We start from the raw sequence: 19845 nt of genomic DNA, 5'->3' as shown, positions 1-19845 counted from the left end.
CCGCAAGCTTCAGCTATTCCGCGCCGGCGAGGGCGCCGGGGCCGGCGGGATCGCGGGCAGGCACCCGCCTGCCACCGCTCCCGGGAACGACCTCGCACCCCGCCCCAGGAGGAATCGGCATGACCCACCGGCGTTGGTTCACTCCCTGGCTGCTCGCCGGGCCCGCGATACTCTGGCTGGCCGTCTTCAACCTCTGGCCGGCCGTCAACACGGTGATCCTCTCCTTCACCGACGCCAAGCCCCTGGGCGGCGGGCAGTTCACCGGCCTGGAGAACTACGCGCGGATCCTCGACGACGAGCAGCTCGCCGACGCCCTGCTCAACAGCATCGTCTTCATGCTGGTCTGCCTCCCCCTCCTGACGGTCCTGCCGCTGCTGCTCGCCCTCCTCGTCGAGCGGAAGATCCCCGGCATCACCTTCTTCCGCACCGCCTTCTACACCCCCGTCATCGCCTCCGCCGTCGTGGTCGCGCTGATCTGGGGCTGGGTGCTGGACGACCGCGGCCTCGTCAACGGGCTGCTCCAGCGGACCGGGCTGGCCGACGGCCCGGTCTCCTTCCTCACCGACCGCTGGCTCCTCCTCTTCAGCGCGATCGCCCTGACCACGTGGAAGGGCCTCGGCTACTACATGGTCATCTACCTGTCCGCCCTCGCCAACGTGCCGCGCGAGCTCCACGAGGCCGCCGCCGTCGACGGCGCGAGCCCGTTCCACCGCTTCCGGCACGTCACCCTCCCGGGCGTGCGGCCGACCATGATGCTGGTCTCCGTGCTCATCTCGGTCAACGCCCTGCGCGTCTTCTCCGAGCTGTACGTGCTCTCCAACGGCCAGGGCGGGCCCGGCGGCCGGGACATGTCGGTGGTGATGCTGATCCAGATGTACAGCCGCGGCTTCACCGGCCACCTCGGCTACGCCTCCGCGCTCAGCCTGCTGCTGTTCGTCATCACCCTCGGCCCGATGCTGCTCCTGCTGCACCTGAACCGGAAGGCGGCCTGAACCCGCATGACGCCACGCCGCTTCCGGGGTTTCAACACTCCCTCACCCACGCAGACGGTCCTGCGCTACGTGCTGCTCGTCCTCGTCCTGCTCCTCGTCATCGGCCCGTTCCTGTGGCAGCTGTCCACCTCCCTCAAGGGACCGGGCGAGGACGTCTACAGCCGCACGCCGGCCTTCCTCCCCGAGGACCTCACCTTCGCCAACTACGGGAAGGTCGCCGGCACCATCCCGGTGTGGACCTACGCCCTCAACTCCGTGATCGTCGCCGCCATCTGCATCGCCGGCAACGTCGTCGGCTGCACCCTGGCCGGCTACGCGCTCGCCCGGCTGCGGTTCCGCGGCGCCAGGCTGGTGCTCGGCCTGTTCCTCACCACGCTCGTGCTCCCCGGCGAGGTCACCATCGTCTCCCAGTACGTGCTCGTCCGCAGCCTCGGCCTCGCCGACAGCCTGGTCGGGGTCGCGCTGCCCGGGGCGCTCGCGATGCTCAACGTGCTGCTGATGCGCACCGCGTTCGCCGCGGTGCCCGCCGAGCTCGACCAGGCCGCCCTGGTCGACGGCGCCAACGTCCGGCAGCGGCTGTGGCACGTCGGCCTGCCGAACGTGCGCGGCATGCTCAGCGTGATCGTCATCTTCACCTTCATCGGCGCCTGGGACGACTTCCTCTGGCCGCTGATCGTGCTCAACGACCCGCAGAAGTACACGCTCACCGTCGGACTCCAGTACCTCGACGGCACGTTCTCCGCGAACCCCCGGCTGATCGCGGCCGGGACGTTGATCGCCTTCCTGCCGATCGTCGTGGTGTTCGCCCTCTGCCAGCGCTTCTTCTTCAAGGGCGTCGAGGAGGGAGCCGTCAAGGGCTAGCCCACCGTCCGTACGTCCCGACCCAGTTGAGGAAGCACGCAGCCATGACCACCGAACCGCAGGTCCCCCGCTTCGGCGTCAACTACACCCCCACCGCCGGCTGGTTCCACCACTGGCTCGACTTCGACCTCGACGCCGTCCGTGCCGACCTCGACTCGATCGCCGCGCTCGGCCTCGACCACGTCCGGGTCTTCCCGCTCTGGCCGCTCTTCCAGCCCAACCGCACCCTGATCCGCCCGCGCGCCGTCGAGCAGCTCGCCGCGCTCGTCGACGCCGCCGGCGAGCGCGGGCTCGACGTCGCCGTGGACGGGCTCCAGGGCCACCTGTCCAGCTTCGACTTCCTGCCCTCCTGGACCCGCACCTGGCACCGGCGGAACATCTTCACCGACCCCGACGTCGTCGACGGCCAGGCCGCCTACCTGCACACCCTCGCCGAGGCGCTGCGCGAGAAGCCGGGCTTCCTCGGCCTGACGCTCGGCAACGAGATCAACCAGTTCTCCGGCGACCCGCACCCCGACCCCGACCGGATCACCCCCGACCAGGCCGACGCCTGGCTGCGCCGCATGCTCGCCGCCTGCGAGGAGGGCGCCCCCGGCCGGCTCCACCTGCACGCCTCCTACGACGCCGCCTGGTACCTCGACGGGCACCCGTTCACCCCGTGGCACTCGGCCCGGATCGGCGCCGCAACGGCCGTGCACTCCTGGGTGTTCAACGGCACCGCCCAGCGCTACGGCGCCGCCTCCACCGCGACCGCGCAGCACGCCGCCTACCTGGTCGAGCTCGCCAAGGCCTGGGCGGACGACCCGGCCCGCCCGGTCTGGCTCCAGGAGGTCGGCGCGCCCGCCCCGCACATCGCGCCCGCGGACGCCGCCCGCTTCACCGGCGCGACCGTCGAGGCCGTCCTGGACTGCCCCGACCTGTGGGGCGTCACCTGGTGGTGCTCGCACGACGTCGACCGCTCCCTCGCCGACTTCCCGGAACTCGAGTACGACCTGGGCCTGTTGACCACCGACCGGACGGTCAAGCCGGCCGGCGCCCGGCTCGCCGAGGCCGCCGACGAGGCGCGCCGCGCGTGGCAGCCGCCCAGGCCGCGGACGACGGCGGTGGTGATCGCCGCCGGCGACGAGGTGACCGCGCCGCGGCGGTCGGTCTGCGGGCCCGGCGGCGCCGCGTTCGAGGCGTTCATGCACCTCGCCGAGGCGGGCGCCCGGCCGACCACCGTCCTCGCCGAACGCGCCGAGGACCGCGCCCACCTGGCCGCGCGCGGAATCACCGAAGTAGTCCACCCAGCCGACGTACGTTCTGTATGACCATCCTCAGCGACGCAACGGAGCCTGCCGACATGCACGATGACCGCACCCTGGTCGAGTCCCGCCTCAAGCGCGTCCTCGACGAGCGCATCCGCCCGGCCGTCTATCCCGAGTCCGTCCCCCTGGAGGTCGGCATCTGGACGGCGCCCGGCGAGCCCGTCCCGGTCGCCGAGGGCCTCACCGCGCCGCGCACCCCGATCGCGGTCGGCGACGCGTGGGGAGCACCGTGGGGCACCAGCTGGCTCACCGTCACCGGCACCGTGCCGCAGGCGTGGGCCGGACGGACGGTCGAGGCGCTGATCGACCTCGGCTTCGACGCCAACATGCCCGGCTTCCAGTGCGAGGGCCTCGCCTACCACCCGGACGGCACTCCGGTGAAGGGGCTCAACCCGCAGAACCAGTGGGTGCGCGTCGCCTCCCCGGCGGTCGGCGGCGAGCAGGTGCTGCTGCACGTCGAGGCGGCGTCCAACCCGGTCATCCTGGACTACCACCCCTTCCTGCCCACCGAGTTGGGCGACCGGGAGACGGCCGGTGACCAGCCGCAGTACAAGCTCGCCCGGATGGACCTCGCCGTCTTCGACGAGACGGTGTGGCAGCTCGTGATCGACCTCGAGGTGCTGGGCGAGCTGATGGCCGAGCTGCCGGTCGAGAGCGCCCGGCGCTGGGAGATCCTGCGCGCGGTCGAGCGGGCACTGGACGCCGTCGACCTCCAGGACGTCAACGGCACGGCGGCGGCCGCCCGTTCGGAGCTCGAAGGGGTGCTGGCCGCGCCCGCCGCGCCGTCCGCGCACCGGATCAGCGCGATCGGCCACGCGCACATCGACTCGGCCTGGCTCTGGCCGCTGCGCGAGACCGTCCGCAAGGTGGCCCGCACCACCGCCAACATGACCGCGCTGCTGGAGGACGAGCCCGAGTTCCGCTACACCATGTCCCAGGCGCAGCAGTACGCCTGGATCAAGGAGCACCGCCCCGAGGTGTACGCGCGGGTGCGCAAGGCCGTGGCCGACGGGCGGTTCGTACCGGCCGGCGGCATGTGGGTCGAGTCGGACACCAACATGCCGAGCTCGGAGGCGATGGCCCGTCAGTTCGTCCACGGCAAGCGTTTCTTCCTCGACGAGTTCGGGGTGGAGAACCACGAGGCCTGGTTGCCGGACACCTTCGGCTTCACCGGCGGCCTGCCGCAGATCATCCGCAACGCGGGCTCCAGGTGGCTGCTCACGCAGAAGATCTCGTGGAGCCAGGTCAACAAGTTCCCGCACCACACCTTCCTGTGGGAGGGCATCGACGGGACCCGCATCTTCACCCACTTCCCGCCCGTGGACACCTACAACTGCTCGATGAAGGGCAGCGAAATCGCCCACGCGGCACGGAACTTCAAGGACAAGGGGGTGGCCAGGCACTCGCTCGCGCCGACCGGCTGGGGCGACGGCGGCGGGGGCACGACCCGCGAGATGGTCGCCAAGGCCGCCCGCCTGAAGGACCTGGAGGGCTCGGCGACGGTCCGCTGGGAGCGCCCGGCCGACTTCTTCGCGAAGGCCGAGGCCGAGTACCCGGACCCGCCGGTCTGGGTCGGTGAGCTCTACCTGGAACTGCACCGGGCCACACTCACCAGCCAGGCCAGGACCAAGCAGGGCAACCGGCGCAGCGAGAACCTCCTTCGCGAGGCCGAACTCTGGTGCGCCACAGCGTCGTTGCGCACGGGCTCGGCGTACCCGTACGAGGAGCTGGACCGGATCTGGAAGACCGTGCTGCTGCACCAGTTCCACGACATCCTGCCCGGCTCGTCCATCGCCTGGGTGCACCGCGAGGCCGAGGCGACGTACGCGGCGCTCGCGGAGGAACTGGAGACGCTCATCGGACGGGCCCAGCAGGCCCTCGCCGGGGACGCTTCCGGCGGGCGGGAGCTGGTCTTCAACGCGGCCCCGCACGCGCGCTCGGCCGTACCGGCGGGCGGGGCCGCGCCGGCCGCCGCGACGGACGGCGGCTGCACGGTCGCGGAGCGGCCCGAGGGCGGATTCACGCTCCGCAACGGCCTGTTGGACATCGTGGTGGACGGCGACGGGCTGATCGCGTCGGTCGTCGAGGTGGCGAGCGGACGCGAGACCGTCGCCCCCGGCACGCGGGCCAACCTGCTGCAGTTGCACCCCGACTTCCCCACCATGTGGGACGCGTGGGACGTCGACCAGTTCTACCGGAACACCGGGACGGACCTCGTCGGCGTCGACGCGCTCACCGCCGCGGCCGACGCGGACCGGGCCTCGGTCCGGATCGCGCGCTCCTTCGGTTCGTCCACCGTCGTCCAGACGCTCACGCTGCGGGCGGGCGAGCAGCGCCTCGACATCGACACCGAGGTCGACTGGCACGAGACCGAGAAGTTCCTCAAGGCCGCGTTCCCGCTCGACATCCACACCGAGCGCTACGCCGCCGAGACCCAGTTCGGCCACCTCCACCGCCCCACCCACACCAACACCAGCTGGGAGGCCGCCAAGTTCGAGGCCTGCAACCACCGCTTCGTCCACCTCGACGAACCCGGCTGGGGCGTCGCCCTCGTCACCGCCTCGACGTACGGCCACGATGTCACCCGCACCGTGCGCGACACCGACGGCGGCACGACCACCACCGTCCGCTTCTCGCTGCTCCGCGCGCCCCGCTTCCCCGACCCCAGGACCGACCAGGGCCTGCACCGCTTCCACCACGCCCTCGTCCCGGGCGCCGCCATCGCCGACGCCGTCCGCGAGGGCTACCGCATCGGCCTCCCCGAGCGGCGGGTCACGGGAAGCGAGGGGGAGGTGGCGCCGCTGGTGGCGCTGGACGACGACGCGCTGGTGGTGAGCGCGGTCAAGCTCGCCGACGACCGCAGCGGCGACCTGATCGTCCGCGTCTACGAGGCGAACGGCGGCCGCGCCCGGGGCCGCCTGTCCACGTCCTTCCCGCTCAGCGCGGCGCAGCCGTGCGACCTGCTGGAACGCCCGTGGAACGGAACCCGCGGCGACGTGACGGTGGTCGACGGCACGGTGGAGCTGGCACTCCGCCCGTTCGAGCTGGTCACGCTGCGTCTGAGCGCAGCCGGCTGACACGGCCGCGACATCCCCCGCACCCCGATCCCCCACCGGGCGAGAGGGATGCGCTCCCGGCCACCCACCCTCCCGAAAGCCCACCCCGTTACGCTGACCAGCGCGCCGCCGCCCCCTGGCGGCCATCGTCGTCCGTCCACCACATGGAGCCGTCCGCGATGTCCCTCACCTCCGCGTCCGCCGCCGCCCCGCTGTTCGCCGCCGTCGACATCGGCGGGACGAAGATCGCCGGGGCGCTCGTCGACGAGCACGGACGGCTCCACCAGCGGATCCAACTGCCCACCCCTGCCAAGGAGTCGGCCGAGGCCGTGTTCGCCGTCGTCCGCAGGGTGCTGGACCGGCTGGCCGGTTCGCCCGACTGGGCGGCCGTCTCCGCCGTGGGCATCGGCAGCGCCGGGCCGGTGGACCTCGTCCACGGCACCGTGAGCCCGGTCAACATCCCCGGCTGGCGCGGCTTCCCCCTCGTCGCCGAGGTCGGCGCGCACCCGGCCGTGGCCGCCCGCGGCCTGCCGGTGCGCCTGGCCGGGGACGGTGTCGCGATGGCCGCCGCCGAGCACTGGCGGGGTGCCGCGCGGGGTGCCGGGAACGCGCTGTGCCTGGTGGTGTCGACCGGCGTCGGCGCGGGCCTCGTGCTCGACGGCGCCGTCCGGCCCGGCCCGAGCGGCAACGCCGGCCACCTCGGCCACATCACCGTCGACCTGGACGGCGAGCCCTGCCCGTGCGGCTCGCGCGGCTGCCTGGAGGGCATCGCCAGCGGCACCGCGATCGCCCGCCGCGCGCTCGCCGAGGGCTGGCGGCCCGTCGGCGAGGACCGCTCGGCACGCGCCGTCGCCGCCGCTGCCGGGGCGGGCGACCCGATCGCCCTCGCCTCCTTCGACCGCGCGGCCCAGGCCCTGGCGGCCGGCATCGCCGCCACGGCCGCGCTGGTCGACCTCGACCGGGTGGTGGTCGGCGGCGGCGTGGCCACCGCCGGGGACCTGCTGTTCGCCCCGCTCGCCCGCCACCTCGACCGCTACGCCGCCCTGCCGTACATCCGCGGCCTCGACGTCCGCCGCGCCGAGCTCGGCACCGGCGCGGGCCTGATCGGCGCCGCCGCCCTCTGCCGCTGACCGCGCCCGGCGGGCGGCGCGTACGCCCCGCGCCGCCCGCGACCACCCCACCCGGCCACTGCCACCGGGCAGCCCACCGAAGACCCTCTCCGTCCAGGTCCGCCCCACCCGCGCCCAGGCGGCCGGATTCGACCACGAGGAGGCCCGCGGGACCCCGCTCGACGCCGCCGAACGCACGTTCAGGGACGGGTTGCGCGCCACCACCGGCGCGCCGGCTCAGGCCGGCAGCGGATGGCCGAACAGCAGGTCGTAGCCGTCCGGGAGCTGGTCGAGCACACGGTCGATCAGGTCCCCGGGCGCGAGGTCGGCGACGGTGCTCAGGACGGCCCCGATGTCCCACTGCGCGGTCGCCGGGGTGGACCCGTCGATCCAGCCGACGACGGCGTCGACGAAGCGCTCGGCGGTCAGCGGTTCGCCGGTCGGTGCGGCGTCGCGCAGGAGCATGGCGTAGGCGCCGGGCACGATCCCGGCGAGTTCGGTCCGTTCGCCGCCGACCAGGTGCTCGCCGAGCAGCCCGAGCACGACGCGGGCGGCGTGGTCGGCCTCCGCTTGGCCCCGGTACTCCCCGCGCTCGACGACGCGGGCGAGGAAGTCCTCCCAGGAAATGGTCATCGCGTCCTCCTTCCGCTCGATGGGTACCGGCGGGGCCCGGCGGCGGCTGCGACAGCTGCGGAGGCTTCGGGGCGAGACGCGGCCGCGGACCGCGGCAGCCGGTGACCGGCCGGAACGCGCCGGTGCCCGTGCTGCTCAGCCTACTGCGGCCGGGCGGGCGGATCGACGCCGTCGTCGATCACACCCTGGCACGGCGCGCGAACGGGCTGCCGTCAGGCCGCGGAGGCGCGGCACCGCCGCCGGGTGCGGCGGGCCGGGCCGGGCCCGCCGGTCCTGGCCGGCTCCCGCTGCGGCAGCCCGGACGGCGGCGCGGTCGGCGCGACCGCGTCGAGCCGGGCGGACTCCGGCATGAACCCGGCGAGAAAACGCCGCTCGTTCTGGCTGAGTTCGCGCGAGCGCCCGGATTCGCGGTCCCGGGCGACCACCACGGTGCGGGCCCGCATAAAGACCAGCGGTTCCCGGCAGACCTTCACCACGACGTGCGCGGAACTCCGCCCGAGCCGTTCCACGGAGAGCCGGACGGACAACGGCTCGGGCCGGTGGTGCAACTGTTCCAGGTAATCGATCTCGTGCCGCGCGATGATGAATCCGGACGGGAAGAGCGATTCCCGCACGGCGGTGGCGTGGTGGCGGAACAGGTCGTAGATCCCCTCCTGGACGTAGCCGACCAGCCGGGCGTTGTTGATGTGCCCGTTCTCGTCGACGTCGCTCCACCGGGTGGGGCAGGCCAGCACGTGCGCGCCCGGGTGCAGCGCGCTCACTGCCGCGTCAGCCCGGCGCCGGCCTCGACGGGGAGCAGCGCCCGCTGCAACCTGGCGTAGTAGGCGGCCTGTTCGGTCGCCATGCGGGCCGCGGTCCAGCCCTCTTCGGCGGCCTCGGCGGCGGTCTGGACGACCAGGCTGTCCAGCACCGCGTCGACCGAGCGGCAGAGTTCGGCGACAGCGGCCAGGCGCTCGGTGACGTCGGCGCCGCCGGCCGCGTTCCGGGCCGGGAAGGCCGCCAGCGAGTCGACCGTGAGACGCAGATCGTCGACCGCGTCGGGCCGGCTCCCGGCAAGGAAATAGCGCATGTCTTCTCCTGGACAAGTCGAGGTCGGGGCGGTGCAGGGCAGGGCCCGGCCCCGGTCGAATGCAACGGATTACGCCGGAGGGAACGGTCGGACCACCCCCGGGCGGAACGGACGCTATCCCAGCCCGGACGGCCCGTGACAGGTTTGCGGACGGTGACGGGAAACTCACCACCATTGGAGTAGTTTGGCGGAGCGCACCATATGCCGCATCAGCCGAACGCGCCGACGCGGGTCGTGTATTCGCCACCCTCCGCCACCCTTGGGGCCGGCCCTGCGGTCACCAACCCCCGTCCCACCAGCGCGCCTTGTAGAGGTGGGTGCCGCGCAGGACGCGCGAGACGCCGGGCCGGTGGAGGGTGGGGACGGAGGTGCACCAGTCGCAGGGCCCGGTGCGACCGGGGGCGACGGTGAGTAACCGTCCGGTGCCGGGTTCGTCGCCGCGACGCCCGGTCGACGACGGCCACCGCCCACCCGGGGTCCCTCGCGTGCGCCATGGTGACGGGCGCGCGGAGCAGCAGGGCGCACAGGCCCACCAGCGTCGTCCTCAGCACGCCCCCACCGTGCCGGGCCCGGGCGGCTCCCGCACCGCGCGGACCCGCCGAACGGACGCGCCGCCGTCCGTCAGCGCTCCAGCAGATCCAACGCCCGGGTCCAGTCGAACTCCCCCGGGACGTACTCCGCGACCACCACTCCCATCGACCGCAGCCGCCGCAGGCTCTCCGGGTACGCCGGGTGCGCCGCCTGCGCCGGGCTGAGGCACGGCTGGACGGCCACCGGGATCCCCCAGCCGTACGACTCGCAGAGGATGCCGAGGGCGAGCGTGTCGGAGATGCCGGCGGCCCACTTGTTGATGGTGTTGAAGGTCGCCGGGGCCACGACGATGGCGTCCGGGTCGCGCAGCGGGCGCGGGTCGCCCGGCCTGCGCCAGGCCGAGCGGACGGGGTGTCCGGTCCGCGCGACGATCGCCCTTTCGTCGATGAACCCCATCGCGTGCGGCGTCGCGACCACCCCGACGTCCCAGCCGCGCTCCTGAGCGGCCGCGATCAACTCGTCCACCCCGCCCGCGACTCCGGCCGCGCACACGACCACGTACAGCATCGGCTTGTCCACCCGGCGCTCCTTGCCACTCGACTCCCCGAACCGTGCCCCGCACCGCCGACTCCGCGCCAGTCAAGCCTTGGTAAAGTGCCGTCAGCCGTCTAGCAGTACCATTGCACATATCACATCATGCTCCCCATGAGAAAAGTCATCGCCCTCCTCTCGGCCGCCGCGGCAGTCGCCACCCTCGGCGGAGCAGCGTCCGCGGCCGAGCCCGACGCCGCCGGCCTCGAAGACACCGGCCAGGGCAAGCTCGTCTGGAGCTCCTGCAACGACACCACCACGCCGGCGCTGCAGTGCGCGATGCTCGACGTGCCCGTGGACTACGCCGACCCGCACGGCCGGAAGATCAGGATCAAGCTGAACCGGCTCCCGGCCACCGCCCCCAAGGACAAGCAGCAGGGCCCGATCCTGCTCAACCCCGGCGGCCCCGGCGACTCCGGCCTCTGGATGCCCGCCTACATCTCCGGGCAGCTCCCGCAGGACGTCGCCTCCACCTACGACTGGATCGGCTTCGACCCGCGCGGCACCAACGGCAGCGACCCCCACGTCGTGTGCGACGCCCACTACTTCGATGCCGAGCGGCCCGACTACCAGGTGGGCCAGGGCACGTCGAAGGCCTGGCTCAAGAAGGCCGCCGGGTACGCCGCCGACTGCGCGGCCGACTGGTCCTGGCTGCTGCCGCACATGACGACGGTCGACAACGCGCGCGACATGGACAGCATCCGGCGCGCCCTGGGAGTGCCGAAGATCAACTTCTACGGCGGCTCGTGGGGCACCTCGCTCGGCTCGACGTACGGCCAGCTCTTCCCGAAGCACGTCCGCCGGATGGTCCTGGACAGCATCGTCGGCCCGACCATCAGCTGGTACGACCACAACATCCTGCAGGACAAGGAGCACCAGCGCCGTTTCGACGCCTTCGCCGCCTGGACGGCCAAGGCCGACTCCGTCTACCACCTCGGCACCGACCCGGCCGCCGTCGAGAAGGCGTACGCCCAGGTCGAGGACGCGCTGCGGAAGGACCCGGCCGACGCCGCACCGGCGCCCGGCAAGATCGGCCCGGCCGAGTTCGAGGACACCTTCTACGGCGGCGGCTACAACTTCCTGCGCTGGCCCCGCATGGCCACCGTCCTGTCGTCCTACCTGAACCAGCACGACACCCGGCCGCTGAACATCGCCTACAACAAGTACGCCGCGCCCGGCTCGGACGACGGCACGTTCCCCGCCTACAACGCCGCGCAGTGCACGGAGAACGCGTGGCCGCGCGACTGGGAGTTCTGGAAGAAGGACCAGGCCAAGGTCAACGCCGAAGCGCCCTTCTACACCTATAACAACATGTGGTACAACGCCGCCTGCATGTTCTGGCCCTACCAGGGCAACCAGGCCGGCCGCCTGAGGATCACCGGCAAGGGCCTCCCGCCCGTCCTCCTCTTCCAGGCCACCGAGGACGCCGCCACCCCGTACGAGGGCGGCCTCGCGATGCACGACGCGCTGCCGGGCAGCAAGCTGGTCGTGCAGACCGGCGGCAGTTTCCACGAGATCCTGTTCCACGGCAACGCGTGCCTCGACGACACCTTCACCGCCTACCTGCGCGACGGCAGCCTCCCCGACGGCAAGGGCCGCATCGCCAAGACCTGCGCCCCGGAAGCCGATCCGACCCCCGTCCTGGTGACGCCGCCGCCCACTCTCACCGCCAAGAGCGCGGCACCCGCCGCACCGCTGTCGCCCACCGACCCGGAGGCCGCCCACGGCGTCCTGCGGTGACCCCCTCGTGCGCCATCGCCTGGCACCGGGCGATGGCGCGCGAGCCCCCGTCGGTCCACGGTCAACAGCCTTGGTCTCAGACGAAGTTCTTATCGATCAGCAGCCGGAGGACCCCGGGGTACTGGTCGGGGAAGTCCATCGGGACGATACCGAAGCGGGCCCGCTGGGTCTTCCTCGCGTCGAGGTACTCGAGGACCTCGGGCATGATGAAACGGGCGTTGTGGCGGGGGAAGTCGAGGCCGCCGGCGAAGCTGGTGAAGTTGGCGAACATCTGCTTCGAGGCGGGGTTTCGGAAGGCCTTGTCGAACTGGGCGGTGACCAGCCTGGCCTTCTGGAAGTTCTCCATGCCGTCCCACCGGTCCTGGGTGTCGAACCAGGAGTTGCTGCCGCTGGACCACTGGATGACGGACCACGGGTTGTCGAAGTCGGCGGCCGGCACGATCTTTCCGCGCACGTCGCCCAGGGCGGGCCACCACCCGTTCGTCCAGAACCAGCGGCGGAAGCCGAAGTCGTCCATGTAGTAGGTGAACCGGCGCTGGAACTCGGCCGGATCCAGCCGATTGCCACCGGCGTACTCGTTCCTCAGCCGCATCACCAGGACTTCTCCCGGGTGGGCGCTCAGGAAGGAGGTGCACTGGTTGAGCACGTCCTGGAGCCGGATGTACTGGTAGTTGTCGCTGTGGTAGATCCCCAACTCGCTTGCCGTTCCTTCGAGTCCGTTGCAGCGGATGTCCAGGAAGCGGATCCCGCGGCGGAGCTGGTCGGGGATGCCCCAGTTCTGGGTGTGTGACCACTCGGTGCCGTGCATCGGGTCGGTGCAGCAGGTGTCGTGGGTACCAGGGATGGTCAAACCGGTCAGCGGGAGGCGGTCGTCGAGGTGGCGCATCCACTCGTCGTCGTTGACGCCGGACGCGCGCGGGACGCGGCCGGTCGCGGCGGCGGGGGTGGTGGTCAGTGCACCGGCGGCGAGTGCGGCCGCGCCGGCCTTCAGGGCGGTGCGGCGGGGCATGGGACTCATCCGTACTCCCATCCTCGGGGGTGATGTCCTCATCCTTTCCAACGCCCGCTGTGGGCAAGCGGGTTCACCGTACGCCGCCCGTCCCCGCGCGCGCCTCCGCGGTGCCGTGAACACAAGCAGGAAACCTTGACGAATGCGGCCGGCGGGGCGAAGACACGTGACCGCACGACCACCCGAGATCGCCGACTCCCGGATCCCGTGCCCCTTGGCGCGTTAGGCTCGACAACGCGCGGCAAGGCCCCGCGCGGCCGACCGAGGGGGAACGCGTGATCGAGGACCTGCTGCCGGACGTCGCGGCAGCGGAAGTGGCGTACGGCGACCCGCCGGAGGCCCGGCTGGAGCCGGCCGAGGAGGCGCTCATGGCCAAGGCCGTCGACAAGCGCCGCCGCGAGTTCACCACCGTCCGCCACTGCGCCCGCGCCGCGCTCGCGCGCCTCGGCGTCCCCTACCGCCCCATCGTCCCGGGCCGTCTCGGCGCACCGAGCTGGCCGGACGGCGTCGTCGGCAGCCTCACCCACTGCGACGGGTTCCGTGCCGCCGTCGTGGCCCGCTCAGGCGACCTCGCGTCGGTCGGCGTCGACGCCGAGCCCGCACTGCCGCTCCCGGAGGGCGTCATCGACGTCATCGCCCTCCCCGACGAGCGTCGGCGCATCGAGGCCCTCCTCTCCTCCCACCCGGGCATCCCGTGGGACCGCATCCTGTTCAGCGCCAAGGAGTCCGTCTACAAGGCGTGGTTCCCACTCACGGGCACCTTCCTCGACTTCGGCGAGGCCGACCTCACTCTCTCCCCCGACGGCACCTTCACCGCCCGCCTCCTCGTCCCCGGCCCGACCGTCGGCACCCGTCGCATCGACGGCTTCGACGGCCGCTGGACGGTCCGCGACGGCCTGCTCGCCACCGCCATCGCCGTCGCTCCCTGACCGGCCGGCCCGGCCACCCGCCGCAACGGCCCTGCCGACGCCACCGAGCCGACCAGCGCACCCGCGCCCCCGCAAGCCCCCGTCCCCCAATCCGCGATCCCCCACTATCCTCGCCGTGTGACCGTGACTTATGTGCTCGATGGCTCCCAGGTCGGCAACCTCGACGACTTCTGGAAGGTCGTGGGCGAATCCATCGGCTGCGGCGGCTACTTCGGCCGGAACCTCGACGCCTTCGCCGACTGCCTGCGCGGCGGCTTCGGCACCCCCGAGGACGGTGACTACGCGATCGAGTGGCAGCACCACGAGGTGTCGCGGCGCAACCTCGGCTACCCCGAGACCGTCCGCCAGCTGGAGATCCGCCTGACCCGCTGCCACCCCACCAACCGCGAGCACGTGGCCGCCGAGCTCGACGAGGCCCGGGCCGGCCGCGGACCGACGGTCTTCGACTGGCTGGTGCGGATCATCGAGGAGGAGCTCCCGGGCGGCCTCCGCCTCGTCTGAGGACCATCCCCGTCAGAACACCTCCGACAGCCGCACGAACCGGCGCCCCGCCGCCAGCAGCCCGGGCAGCGCCGCCGCGAAGCCGCCGGCGGTGCCGCCGCCCGGCTGGTTCATGTGGGCGATGACGATCGAGCCCGGCGGGGCCGCCGCCACCTCCCGCCGGACCTCGGCGGCGGTGAGGGTGGCCCCGCCGTCGCCGTTGACGGTGAAGCCCGCGACGCGTTCCCCCAGGTCGGCGACCACGCGGGTGGCGACGTCGTCGTAGTGGGCGGTGCCGGAGCGGAAGAAGCGGGGCGGGTGGCCGAGCAGTTCGGCGAGCTTGTGGGCGTTGCCGGCGACCTCGTCGTACACCTCGCCGACGTCGCGGGTGCCGGCGATGCCGTAGGCGGACCGGCCGGTGACGGAGAGCGGTCGGTGGACGGTGCCGTGGTTGCCGATCTCGAAGAGCGGGTCGGCGGCGAGGCGCTCGAACTCGGCGGGGTTGGCGTCGATCCAGCGGGCGTTGAGGAAGAGCGTGGCGGGCACGCCGTGCGCGCGCAGGAAGTCGATCAGGTCGGCGTCGTACCCGCTGCCACCGGTGCCACCGCAGGCGTCGAACGTGAGCGCGGTCGCCCGCCGGCCGGCCGGCAGCTCGCCGACCACCCCGGCGACGTCCAGCCCCCACTCCGCCGGCGCCGTGCCGCCGTACCGGGCGACGGCCTCCGCCCTGGTCGGCTCCCGGGGCGCGGCGGAGGCGACGGCCGTCGGCGAGGCCGAAGCAGGAGCCGACACCGACACCGACGGCAAGGCCGAGACCGACCCCGCCGGAGCCCCCGCCCCCACCAGGGCGGACGCCGCCCCCGCGCCCCCCTCCGCGGCCCCGCACCCCGCCAGCGCACTCCCGGCCATCGCCGCCAGCAGGGCCCGCCGACTGAGTGACACGCCAACCTCCACGGTGATCCGACCACCCGACCGGCTGCTTCCATGAACCGGTCGATCCTCGCCCGCCGCATCCCGCCCCCGCCGTAGCGACACGGCCCGCCGGCTGCCGTCGGGTCCCCTTTCACCGGCCCGCCCCGCCACGGTGGGGCCCGGATCACCCGGGGTTCACCGACGTGGGTACGGACGGGAGCGAGCGCAGCGAGCGACCAATCGAGAGGTGCGCGTTTCGCGAAGCGACCGCCGAGCGCAGCGAGGTGGGCGCATGAGCGAGCGCAGCGAGCGACCAATCGAAAGGTGCGCGTTTCGCGAAGCGACCGCCGAGCCCAGCGAGCGCACCCGCCGACCCCGGAGACACCGATGCCCACCACCCCCGAGCACGACGAGAACCCCCAACCACCGGACACCCCCGCCCGCCCCCTGTTCGGCCGCCGCGACCTCCTCCGCACCGGCCTCGCCACCGGCGCCGCCACCGCCCTCGGCGGAGCGGCCGCGGTCGCGGGCGCCACCCCCGCCGCCGCGGACACCCCGCAGGGCGCCCCCGACCGGGCCCTCACCTTCACCGGCCACCTCCCCACCGGCGCGCCCGACTTCGTCCACCTCCCCGTCGAAGTCCCGGGCGGCGTCCGCGAGATCGTCGTCTCCTACTCCTACGACCGGCCCCAGGTCCCCGCCGGCACCCCGGGCAACTCGTGCGACATCGGCATCTTCGACGAACGCGGCACGGACCTCGGCGGCCCGGGCTTCCGCGGCTGGTCCGGCGGGTTCCGCACGGAGTTCCGCATCGCGCGCGACTCCGCGACCCCGGGCTACCTCCCCGGCCCGGTCGACCCGGGCACGTGGCACGTGGTGCTCGGCCCGTACCAGGTGGCTCCCCAGGGCCTCGACTACCAGGTCCAGGTCACCCTCCGATTCGGCGAGCCCGGCCGGGAGTTCACCCCGTCGTTCCCGGCCGAGCGGGCCCGCGGCCGGGGCCGCGCCTGGTACCGCGGCGACTGCCACCTGCACACCGTGCACTCGGACGGCCGGCGGCTGCCGGAGGAGGTGGCCGCCGGGGCGCGCGCGGCCGGTCTGGACTTCATCGTCTCCACCGACCACAACACCAGCTCCTCGCACGCCGTCTGGGGCCCGCTGGCCGGCCCGGACCTGCTGATCGTCCCGGGCGAGGAGGTCACCACCCGCAACGGCCACTGGCTGGCCCTCGGCCTCCCGGCGGGCGAGTTCGTCGACTGGCGCTACCGCTCGCGCGACGAGGCCTTCCCGCGCTTCGTCCGCCAGGTGCACCGCTCCGGGGGCCTGGTGGTGCCCGCGCACCCGTACTGCCCGTACGTCGCGTGCCAGTGGAAGTTCGGCTACGAGCAGGCGGACGCGGTCGAGGTGTGGAACGGGCCCTGGACGGACGACGACGAGTCGGCCGTGGACACCTGGGACGCGCAGCTCGCGGTCGCCCTCCGGGACGGCCGGTCGTGGCTGCCCGCGATGGGCAACAGCGACGCGCACAGCGCCCCGCAGGTGATCGGCCTGCCGCACAACGTGGTGCTGGCCGAGGACCTCACCCGCGACGCGGTCCTCGACGGGATGCGCGCGGGGCGCACCTGGCTCGCCGAATCGGCCGCCGTCCAGCTGGAGTTCACCGTCACCGGGAACGGCCGCCAGGCCGGCATCGGCGAGGAGCTGGGCGCCCCGGCGGACGCGCCGCTGGACGTGCGGCTCGCGGTGTCCGGGGTGCCGGGCGGGGTGGTGCGCTTCCTCACCGACGAGGGCCAGATGCACCAGGAGTCGCTGCCCGCGGGCGGCTCGGGCACGGTCGTGTGGCGGACGACGGCCTCGCTCGCCGCGTACGTCCGGGCCGAGGTGCGCCACCCGCGGGCGGACGGGACGCCGGGCCGGGGCAACACGATGGGCGAGGACCTGCCGTGGGGCCCGATGGCGGCCCTGACCAACCCGATCGTGCTGCGCCCGGAGGACCGCTGGGCCAGGTGGGGGACGACTCGGGGCACCCGCGTGGACTAGGTTGATCCTCGAAAGCATCAGTCGTAGGGACGAGGCGGTCGGCTGTCCGCATCCGGGCCGACCGGCCCGCTCACACTCCGACCGCCTCGCCCCGGCTACCCGACCGTCCCCGGCCCGCGAAGGGATCAGCAGCTGTGAACCGTACGACCGTAGGTGGGCCGGAGCTCGGCCGGGGCGCCGGCGGCGTCGTCGTCCTCGTCGACCCGTCGGGGGCCGGGCAGAGCCGGGTCGCCGCGCTGCTCGCCGACGAGCTGCACCCGAGCGTCCACCTGCGGACGGACGACTTCCTGCACGTGATCCGCCGCGGCCGGCTCGCTCCGGAGGTCCCGGGGGCCGAGCGCCAGAACGCGACCGCCCTGGCCGCCGCCGCCCAGGCCGCCTTCGCCTACGCCACCGGCGGCTACCAGGTCGTCGTCGAGTGCCCGACCGCCCCGCCGGCCCTCGACACCTTCCGCCGCGAGAGCCGCACGACCGGCGCCGCCCTCCACTACGTGACCCTCGACGCCGTCTCCCCCGGCACCCCCGAAGCCGCCGCCGAAACGATCCTCTCCGCCCTCACCGAGGGCACCCACCTGCTCGGCTGGTGAGCCCGCCCCCGAACGGCACGAGGCCCCGGCCGCGCGGGCGGCCGGGGCCTCGTGGCGTGCCGGGTCAGCTGAGCGTGCGGACCGCGGCGGCGTCGTAGGAGCGCAGGTCGGCGAAGCGGCCGGCGAGGACCTTGGCGGCCCACTGCGGGTCCTGGAGGAGGGCGCGGCCGACGGCGACCAGGTCGAACTCGTCGCGCTCCAGGCGGTCGAGCAGGTTGTCGATGCCCTGGACGGGGGCGCCCTCGCCCTGGAAGGCGCGGACGAAGTCGCCGTCGAGGCCGACCGAGCCGACGGTGATGGCCGGGCGGCCGGTGAGCTTGCGGCTCCAGCCGGCCAGGTTGAGGTCCGAGCCGTCGAACTCGGGGACCCAGTAGCGGCGGGTCGAGGCGTGGAAGGCGTCGACGCCGGCCTCGGCGAGCGGGGTGAGGATCGCCTCCAGCTCCTCCGGGGTCTCGGCGAGGCGGGCGTCGTAGTTCTCCGACTTCCACTGCGAGTAGCGGAAGATCACCGGGAACTCCGGCGAGACGGCCGCGCGCACCGCGGCGACGATCTCGGCCGCGAACTTCGTCCGGGCGACGGGGTCGCCGCCGTAGGCGTCGGTGCGGCGGTTCGTTCCGGCCCACAGGAACTGGTCGAGCAGGTAGCCGTGGGCACCGTGCAGCTCGACGCCGTCGAAGCCGATGCGCTCGGCGGCCGCGGCGGCCTCGGCGAAGGCGCCGATCACGTCGTCGAGGTCGGTGCGGGTCATCGCGCGGCCGGTGCCCTCGGTGCCGTCCAGGCGGATGCCGGACGGGCCGACGGCGGGGGCGCCGGCGAACGGCGGGTCGCCCTGCTTGCGCACCATGCCGATGTGCCAGAGCTGCGGCACGATGGTGCCGCCCGCCGCGTGGACGTCCTCGGCGACACGGGCCCACCCGGCCAGCTGCTCCTCGCCGTGGAAGCGCGGGATGTCGTCGGCCTGGCCGGCGGACTCGTGGCCGACGTACGTCCCCTCGGTGACGATCAGGCCGACGCCCGCGGCGGCGCGGCGGGCGTAGTACGAGCGCACGTCCTCGCCGGGCACGCCGCCCGGGGAGAACCTGCGCGTCATCGGCGCCATCACGACGCGGTTGGGGACGGTCAGTCCGTTGAGCGTGACGGGCCGGGACAGGATCTCTGCCGCGCGGGAGGCTGCGGGGTCGGCGGACGCGGCGGGGTCGGTGACGGTCATGGAGGTTCCTCGTGGGTACCGGTGGTGCACAGGGACGTGAACGGTTGTCCGTGCCAACCACTTCGACGGCCTCCGCATTTCACCGGCGGCGCGAACGCCACTGTGATCCGCGCCACGACGCCCGGCGGCGCCCGCGGTCACGCCCCGACGGTGCCGTCGATGCCCTCGCGCAGGAAGTCGGCGTGCCCGTTGTGGCGGGCGTACTCGTGGACGAGGTGCAGCATCACGAGGCGCAGCGATACCGTCTCTCCCCAACGCGGCTGGTAGCCCATCACGTCCAGGGACTGCGCCTCTCGCTCGATCCGGCGCGAGTGCTCGACCTCGGCCTGCCAGGCGGCGAAGGCTTCGGCGCGGGTGGCGCCGGTGGGGTCGTAGGCGGCTTGGTAGTCGCCTTCCGCCGACCAGACGAGCGGGACGTCCTCACCGTTGATCACCCGCCGGAACCAGGTGCGCTCGACCTCCGCCATGTGCCGCACCAGCCCGAGCAGGCTCAGGGTGGACGGCGGGCTGGACCGCAGGCGCAGCTGTTCGTCGGTCAGACCCTCGCACTTCATGGCGAGCGTCGCCCGGTGGAAGTCCAGGAACCCCCGCAGCATCTCGCGCTCGCCGCCGACCAGCGGCGGCCTGGGGCGGTTGTCGGTGTCCATGCCTCTTCCCCTCTCCTTGAACAGGGATCCCCTGCTCGCAAGATCACCGCGGACCGTAGCAGACACCGGTCCCGCCGGGCACCGGGTTTCCCCGGCGCCACTGCGTAATCACCCGGCTCCACAGCGTTCACCCCGGGGTCGG

The 19845-nt window shown here is 73.3% G+C and carries 18 protein-coding genes; 10 read left to right on the top strand and 8 right to left on the bottom strand.

Annotated elements, in window-relative coordinates; all coding sequences use genetic code 11:
- The first annotated feature begins 119 nt into the window (after positions 1-119).
- The 5 genes from ACWCXH_RS31490 (at position 120) to ACWCXH_RS31470 (ending at position 7346) form a co-directional block, all read left to right on the top strand.
- On the top strand, positions 120-992 hold the full coding sequence (locus ACWCXH_RS31490; protein ID WP_449804898.1) for a carbohydrate ABC transporter permease: 873 nt from the start codon (positions 120-122) through the stop codon (positions 990-992).
- Between the two features lie 6 nt (positions 993-998).
- Entirely contained in the window at positions 999-1853 is an 855-nt protein-coding gene (locus tag ACWCXH_RS31485; RefSeq protein ID WP_449804897.1) for a carbohydrate ABC transporter permease, read from the top strand.
- A gap of 44 nt (positions 1854-1897) precedes the next feature.
- Positions 1898-3163, top strand: a complete 1266-nt coding sequence (locus ACWCXH_RS31480) for a glycoside hydrolase 5 family protein (protein WP_449804896.1) — start codon at positions 1898-1900, stop codon at positions 3161-3163.
- A gap of 32 nt (positions 3164-3195) precedes the next feature.
- Positions 3196-6237, top strand: a complete 3042-nt coding sequence (locus ACWCXH_RS31475; protein WP_449804895.1) for an alpha-mannosidase — start codon at positions 3196-3198, stop codon at positions 6235-6237.
- A 158-nt stretch (positions 6238-6395) separates the two neighbouring features.
- Complete coding sequence (locus tag ACWCXH_RS31470; RefSeq protein ID WP_449804894.1) at positions 6396-7346, top strand: ROK family protein; 951 nt, start codon at positions 6396-6398, stop codon at positions 7344-7346.
- Between the two features lie 216 nt (positions 7347-7562).
- Here ACWCXH_RS31470 and ACWCXH_RS31465 read toward each other — a convergent pair whose 3' ends face one another.
- The 4 genes from ACWCXH_RS31465 to ACWCXH_RS31450 form a co-directional block, all read right to left on the bottom strand.
- Positions 7563-7958, bottom strand: a complete 396-nt coding sequence (locus tag ACWCXH_RS31465; RefSeq protein WP_449804893.1) for a DUF2267 domain-containing protein — start codon at positions 7956-7958, stop codon at positions 7563-7565.
- A gap of 212 nt (positions 7959-8170) precedes the next feature.
- Entirely contained in the window at positions 8171-8719 is a 549-nt protein-coding gene (locus ACWCXH_RS31460) for an acyl-CoA thioesterase (protein WP_449804892.1), read from the bottom strand.
- On the bottom strand, positions 8716-9027 hold the full coding sequence (locus tag ACWCXH_RS31455) for a hypothetical protein (protein ID WP_449804891.1): 312 nt from the start codon (positions 9025-9027) through the stop codon (positions 8716-8718). Before ACWCXH_RS31455 ends, ACWCXH_RS31460 begins: the two co-directional genes overlap by 4 nt.
- Positions 9028-9648: 621 nt before the next feature.
- Positions 9649-10125, bottom strand: a complete 477-nt coding sequence (locus ACWCXH_RS31450) for a flavoprotein (protein WP_449804902.1) — start codon at positions 10123-10125, stop codon at positions 9649-9651.
- A gap of 138 nt (positions 10126-10263) precedes the next feature.
- Between ACWCXH_RS31450 and ACWCXH_RS31445 the strand changes: the two genes are divergently transcribed.
- A complete protein-coding gene (locus ACWCXH_RS31445; protein WP_449804890.1) occupies positions 10264-11889 on the top strand; it encodes an alpha/beta hydrolase in 1626 nt (541 codons plus the stop codon).
- Positions 11890-11965: 76 nt separating this feature from the next.
- On the opposite strand, the gene ACWCXH_RS31440 is transcribed toward ACWCXH_RS31445, so the two are convergent.
- Positions 11966-12907: a phosphatidylinositol-specific phospholipase C gene (locus tag ACWCXH_RS31440; protein WP_449804889.1), complete on the bottom strand. Its 942-nt coding sequence runs from the start codon at positions 12905-12907 to the stop codon at positions 11966-11968.
- 266 nt (positions 12908-13173) lie between these two features.
- On the opposite strand from ACWCXH_RS31440, the gene ACWCXH_RS31435 reads away from it, so the two are divergent.
- Both ACWCXH_RS31435 and ACWCXH_RS31430 read left to right on the top strand, forming a co-directional pair.
- On the top strand, positions 13174-13827 hold the full coding sequence (locus ACWCXH_RS31435; protein ID WP_449804888.1) for a 4'-phosphopantetheinyl transferase family protein: 654 nt from the start codon (positions 13174-13176) through the stop codon (positions 13825-13827).
- A gap of 117 nt (positions 13828-13944) precedes the next feature.
- Positions 13945-14328, top strand: a complete 384-nt coding sequence (locus tag ACWCXH_RS31430; RefSeq protein ID WP_449804887.1) for a barstar family protein — start codon at positions 13945-13947, stop codon at positions 14326-14328.
- Between the two features lie 12 nt (positions 14329-14340).
- On the opposite strand, the gene ACWCXH_RS31425 is transcribed toward ACWCXH_RS31430, so the two are convergent.
- Positions 14341-15249, bottom strand: a complete 909-nt coding sequence (locus tag ACWCXH_RS31425) for a polysaccharide deacetylase family protein (RefSeq protein WP_449804886.1) — start codon at positions 15247-15249, stop codon at positions 14341-14343.
- Positions 15250-15606: 357 nt separating this feature from the next.
- Between ACWCXH_RS31425 and ACWCXH_RS31420 the strand changes: the two genes are divergently transcribed.
- Positions 15607-17259, top strand: coding sequence for a CehA/McbA family metallohydrolase (locus tag ACWCXH_RS31420; RefSeq protein ID WP_449804885.1), 1653 nt, complete (start codon positions 15607-15609; stop codon positions 17257-17259).
- A gap of 134 nt (positions 17260-17393) precedes the next feature.
- On the top strand, positions 17394-17846 hold the full coding sequence (locus ACWCXH_RS31415; RefSeq protein ID WP_449804884.1) for an ATP-binding protein: 453 nt from the start codon (positions 17394-17396) through the stop codon (positions 17844-17846).
- Between the two features lie 64 nt (positions 17847-17910).
- Here the strand turns inward: ACWCXH_RS31415 and ACWCXH_RS31410 are convergent, their stop codons facing one another.
- Positions 17911-19056, bottom strand: coding sequence for an NADH:flavin oxidoreductase (locus tag ACWCXH_RS31410; RefSeq protein ID WP_449804883.1), 1146 nt, complete (start codon positions 19054-19056; stop codon positions 17911-17913).
- A 137-nt stretch (positions 19057-19193) separates the two neighbouring features.
- The gene (locus tag ACWCXH_RS31405; RefSeq protein ID WP_449804882.1) at positions 19194-19703 is read right to left on the bottom strand and encodes a DinB family protein; all 510 of its coding nucleotides are present in this window, start codon (positions 19701-19703) and stop codon (positions 19194-19196) included.
- Positions 19704-19845 lie beyond the last annotated feature (142 nt).

The sequence above is a fragment of the Kitasatospora sp. NPDC001660 genome (assembly GCF_053596725.1).
The sequence above is the reverse complement of the archived record's forward strand: the minus strand, read 5'-3'. Positions and strand labels throughout refer to the sequence as shown.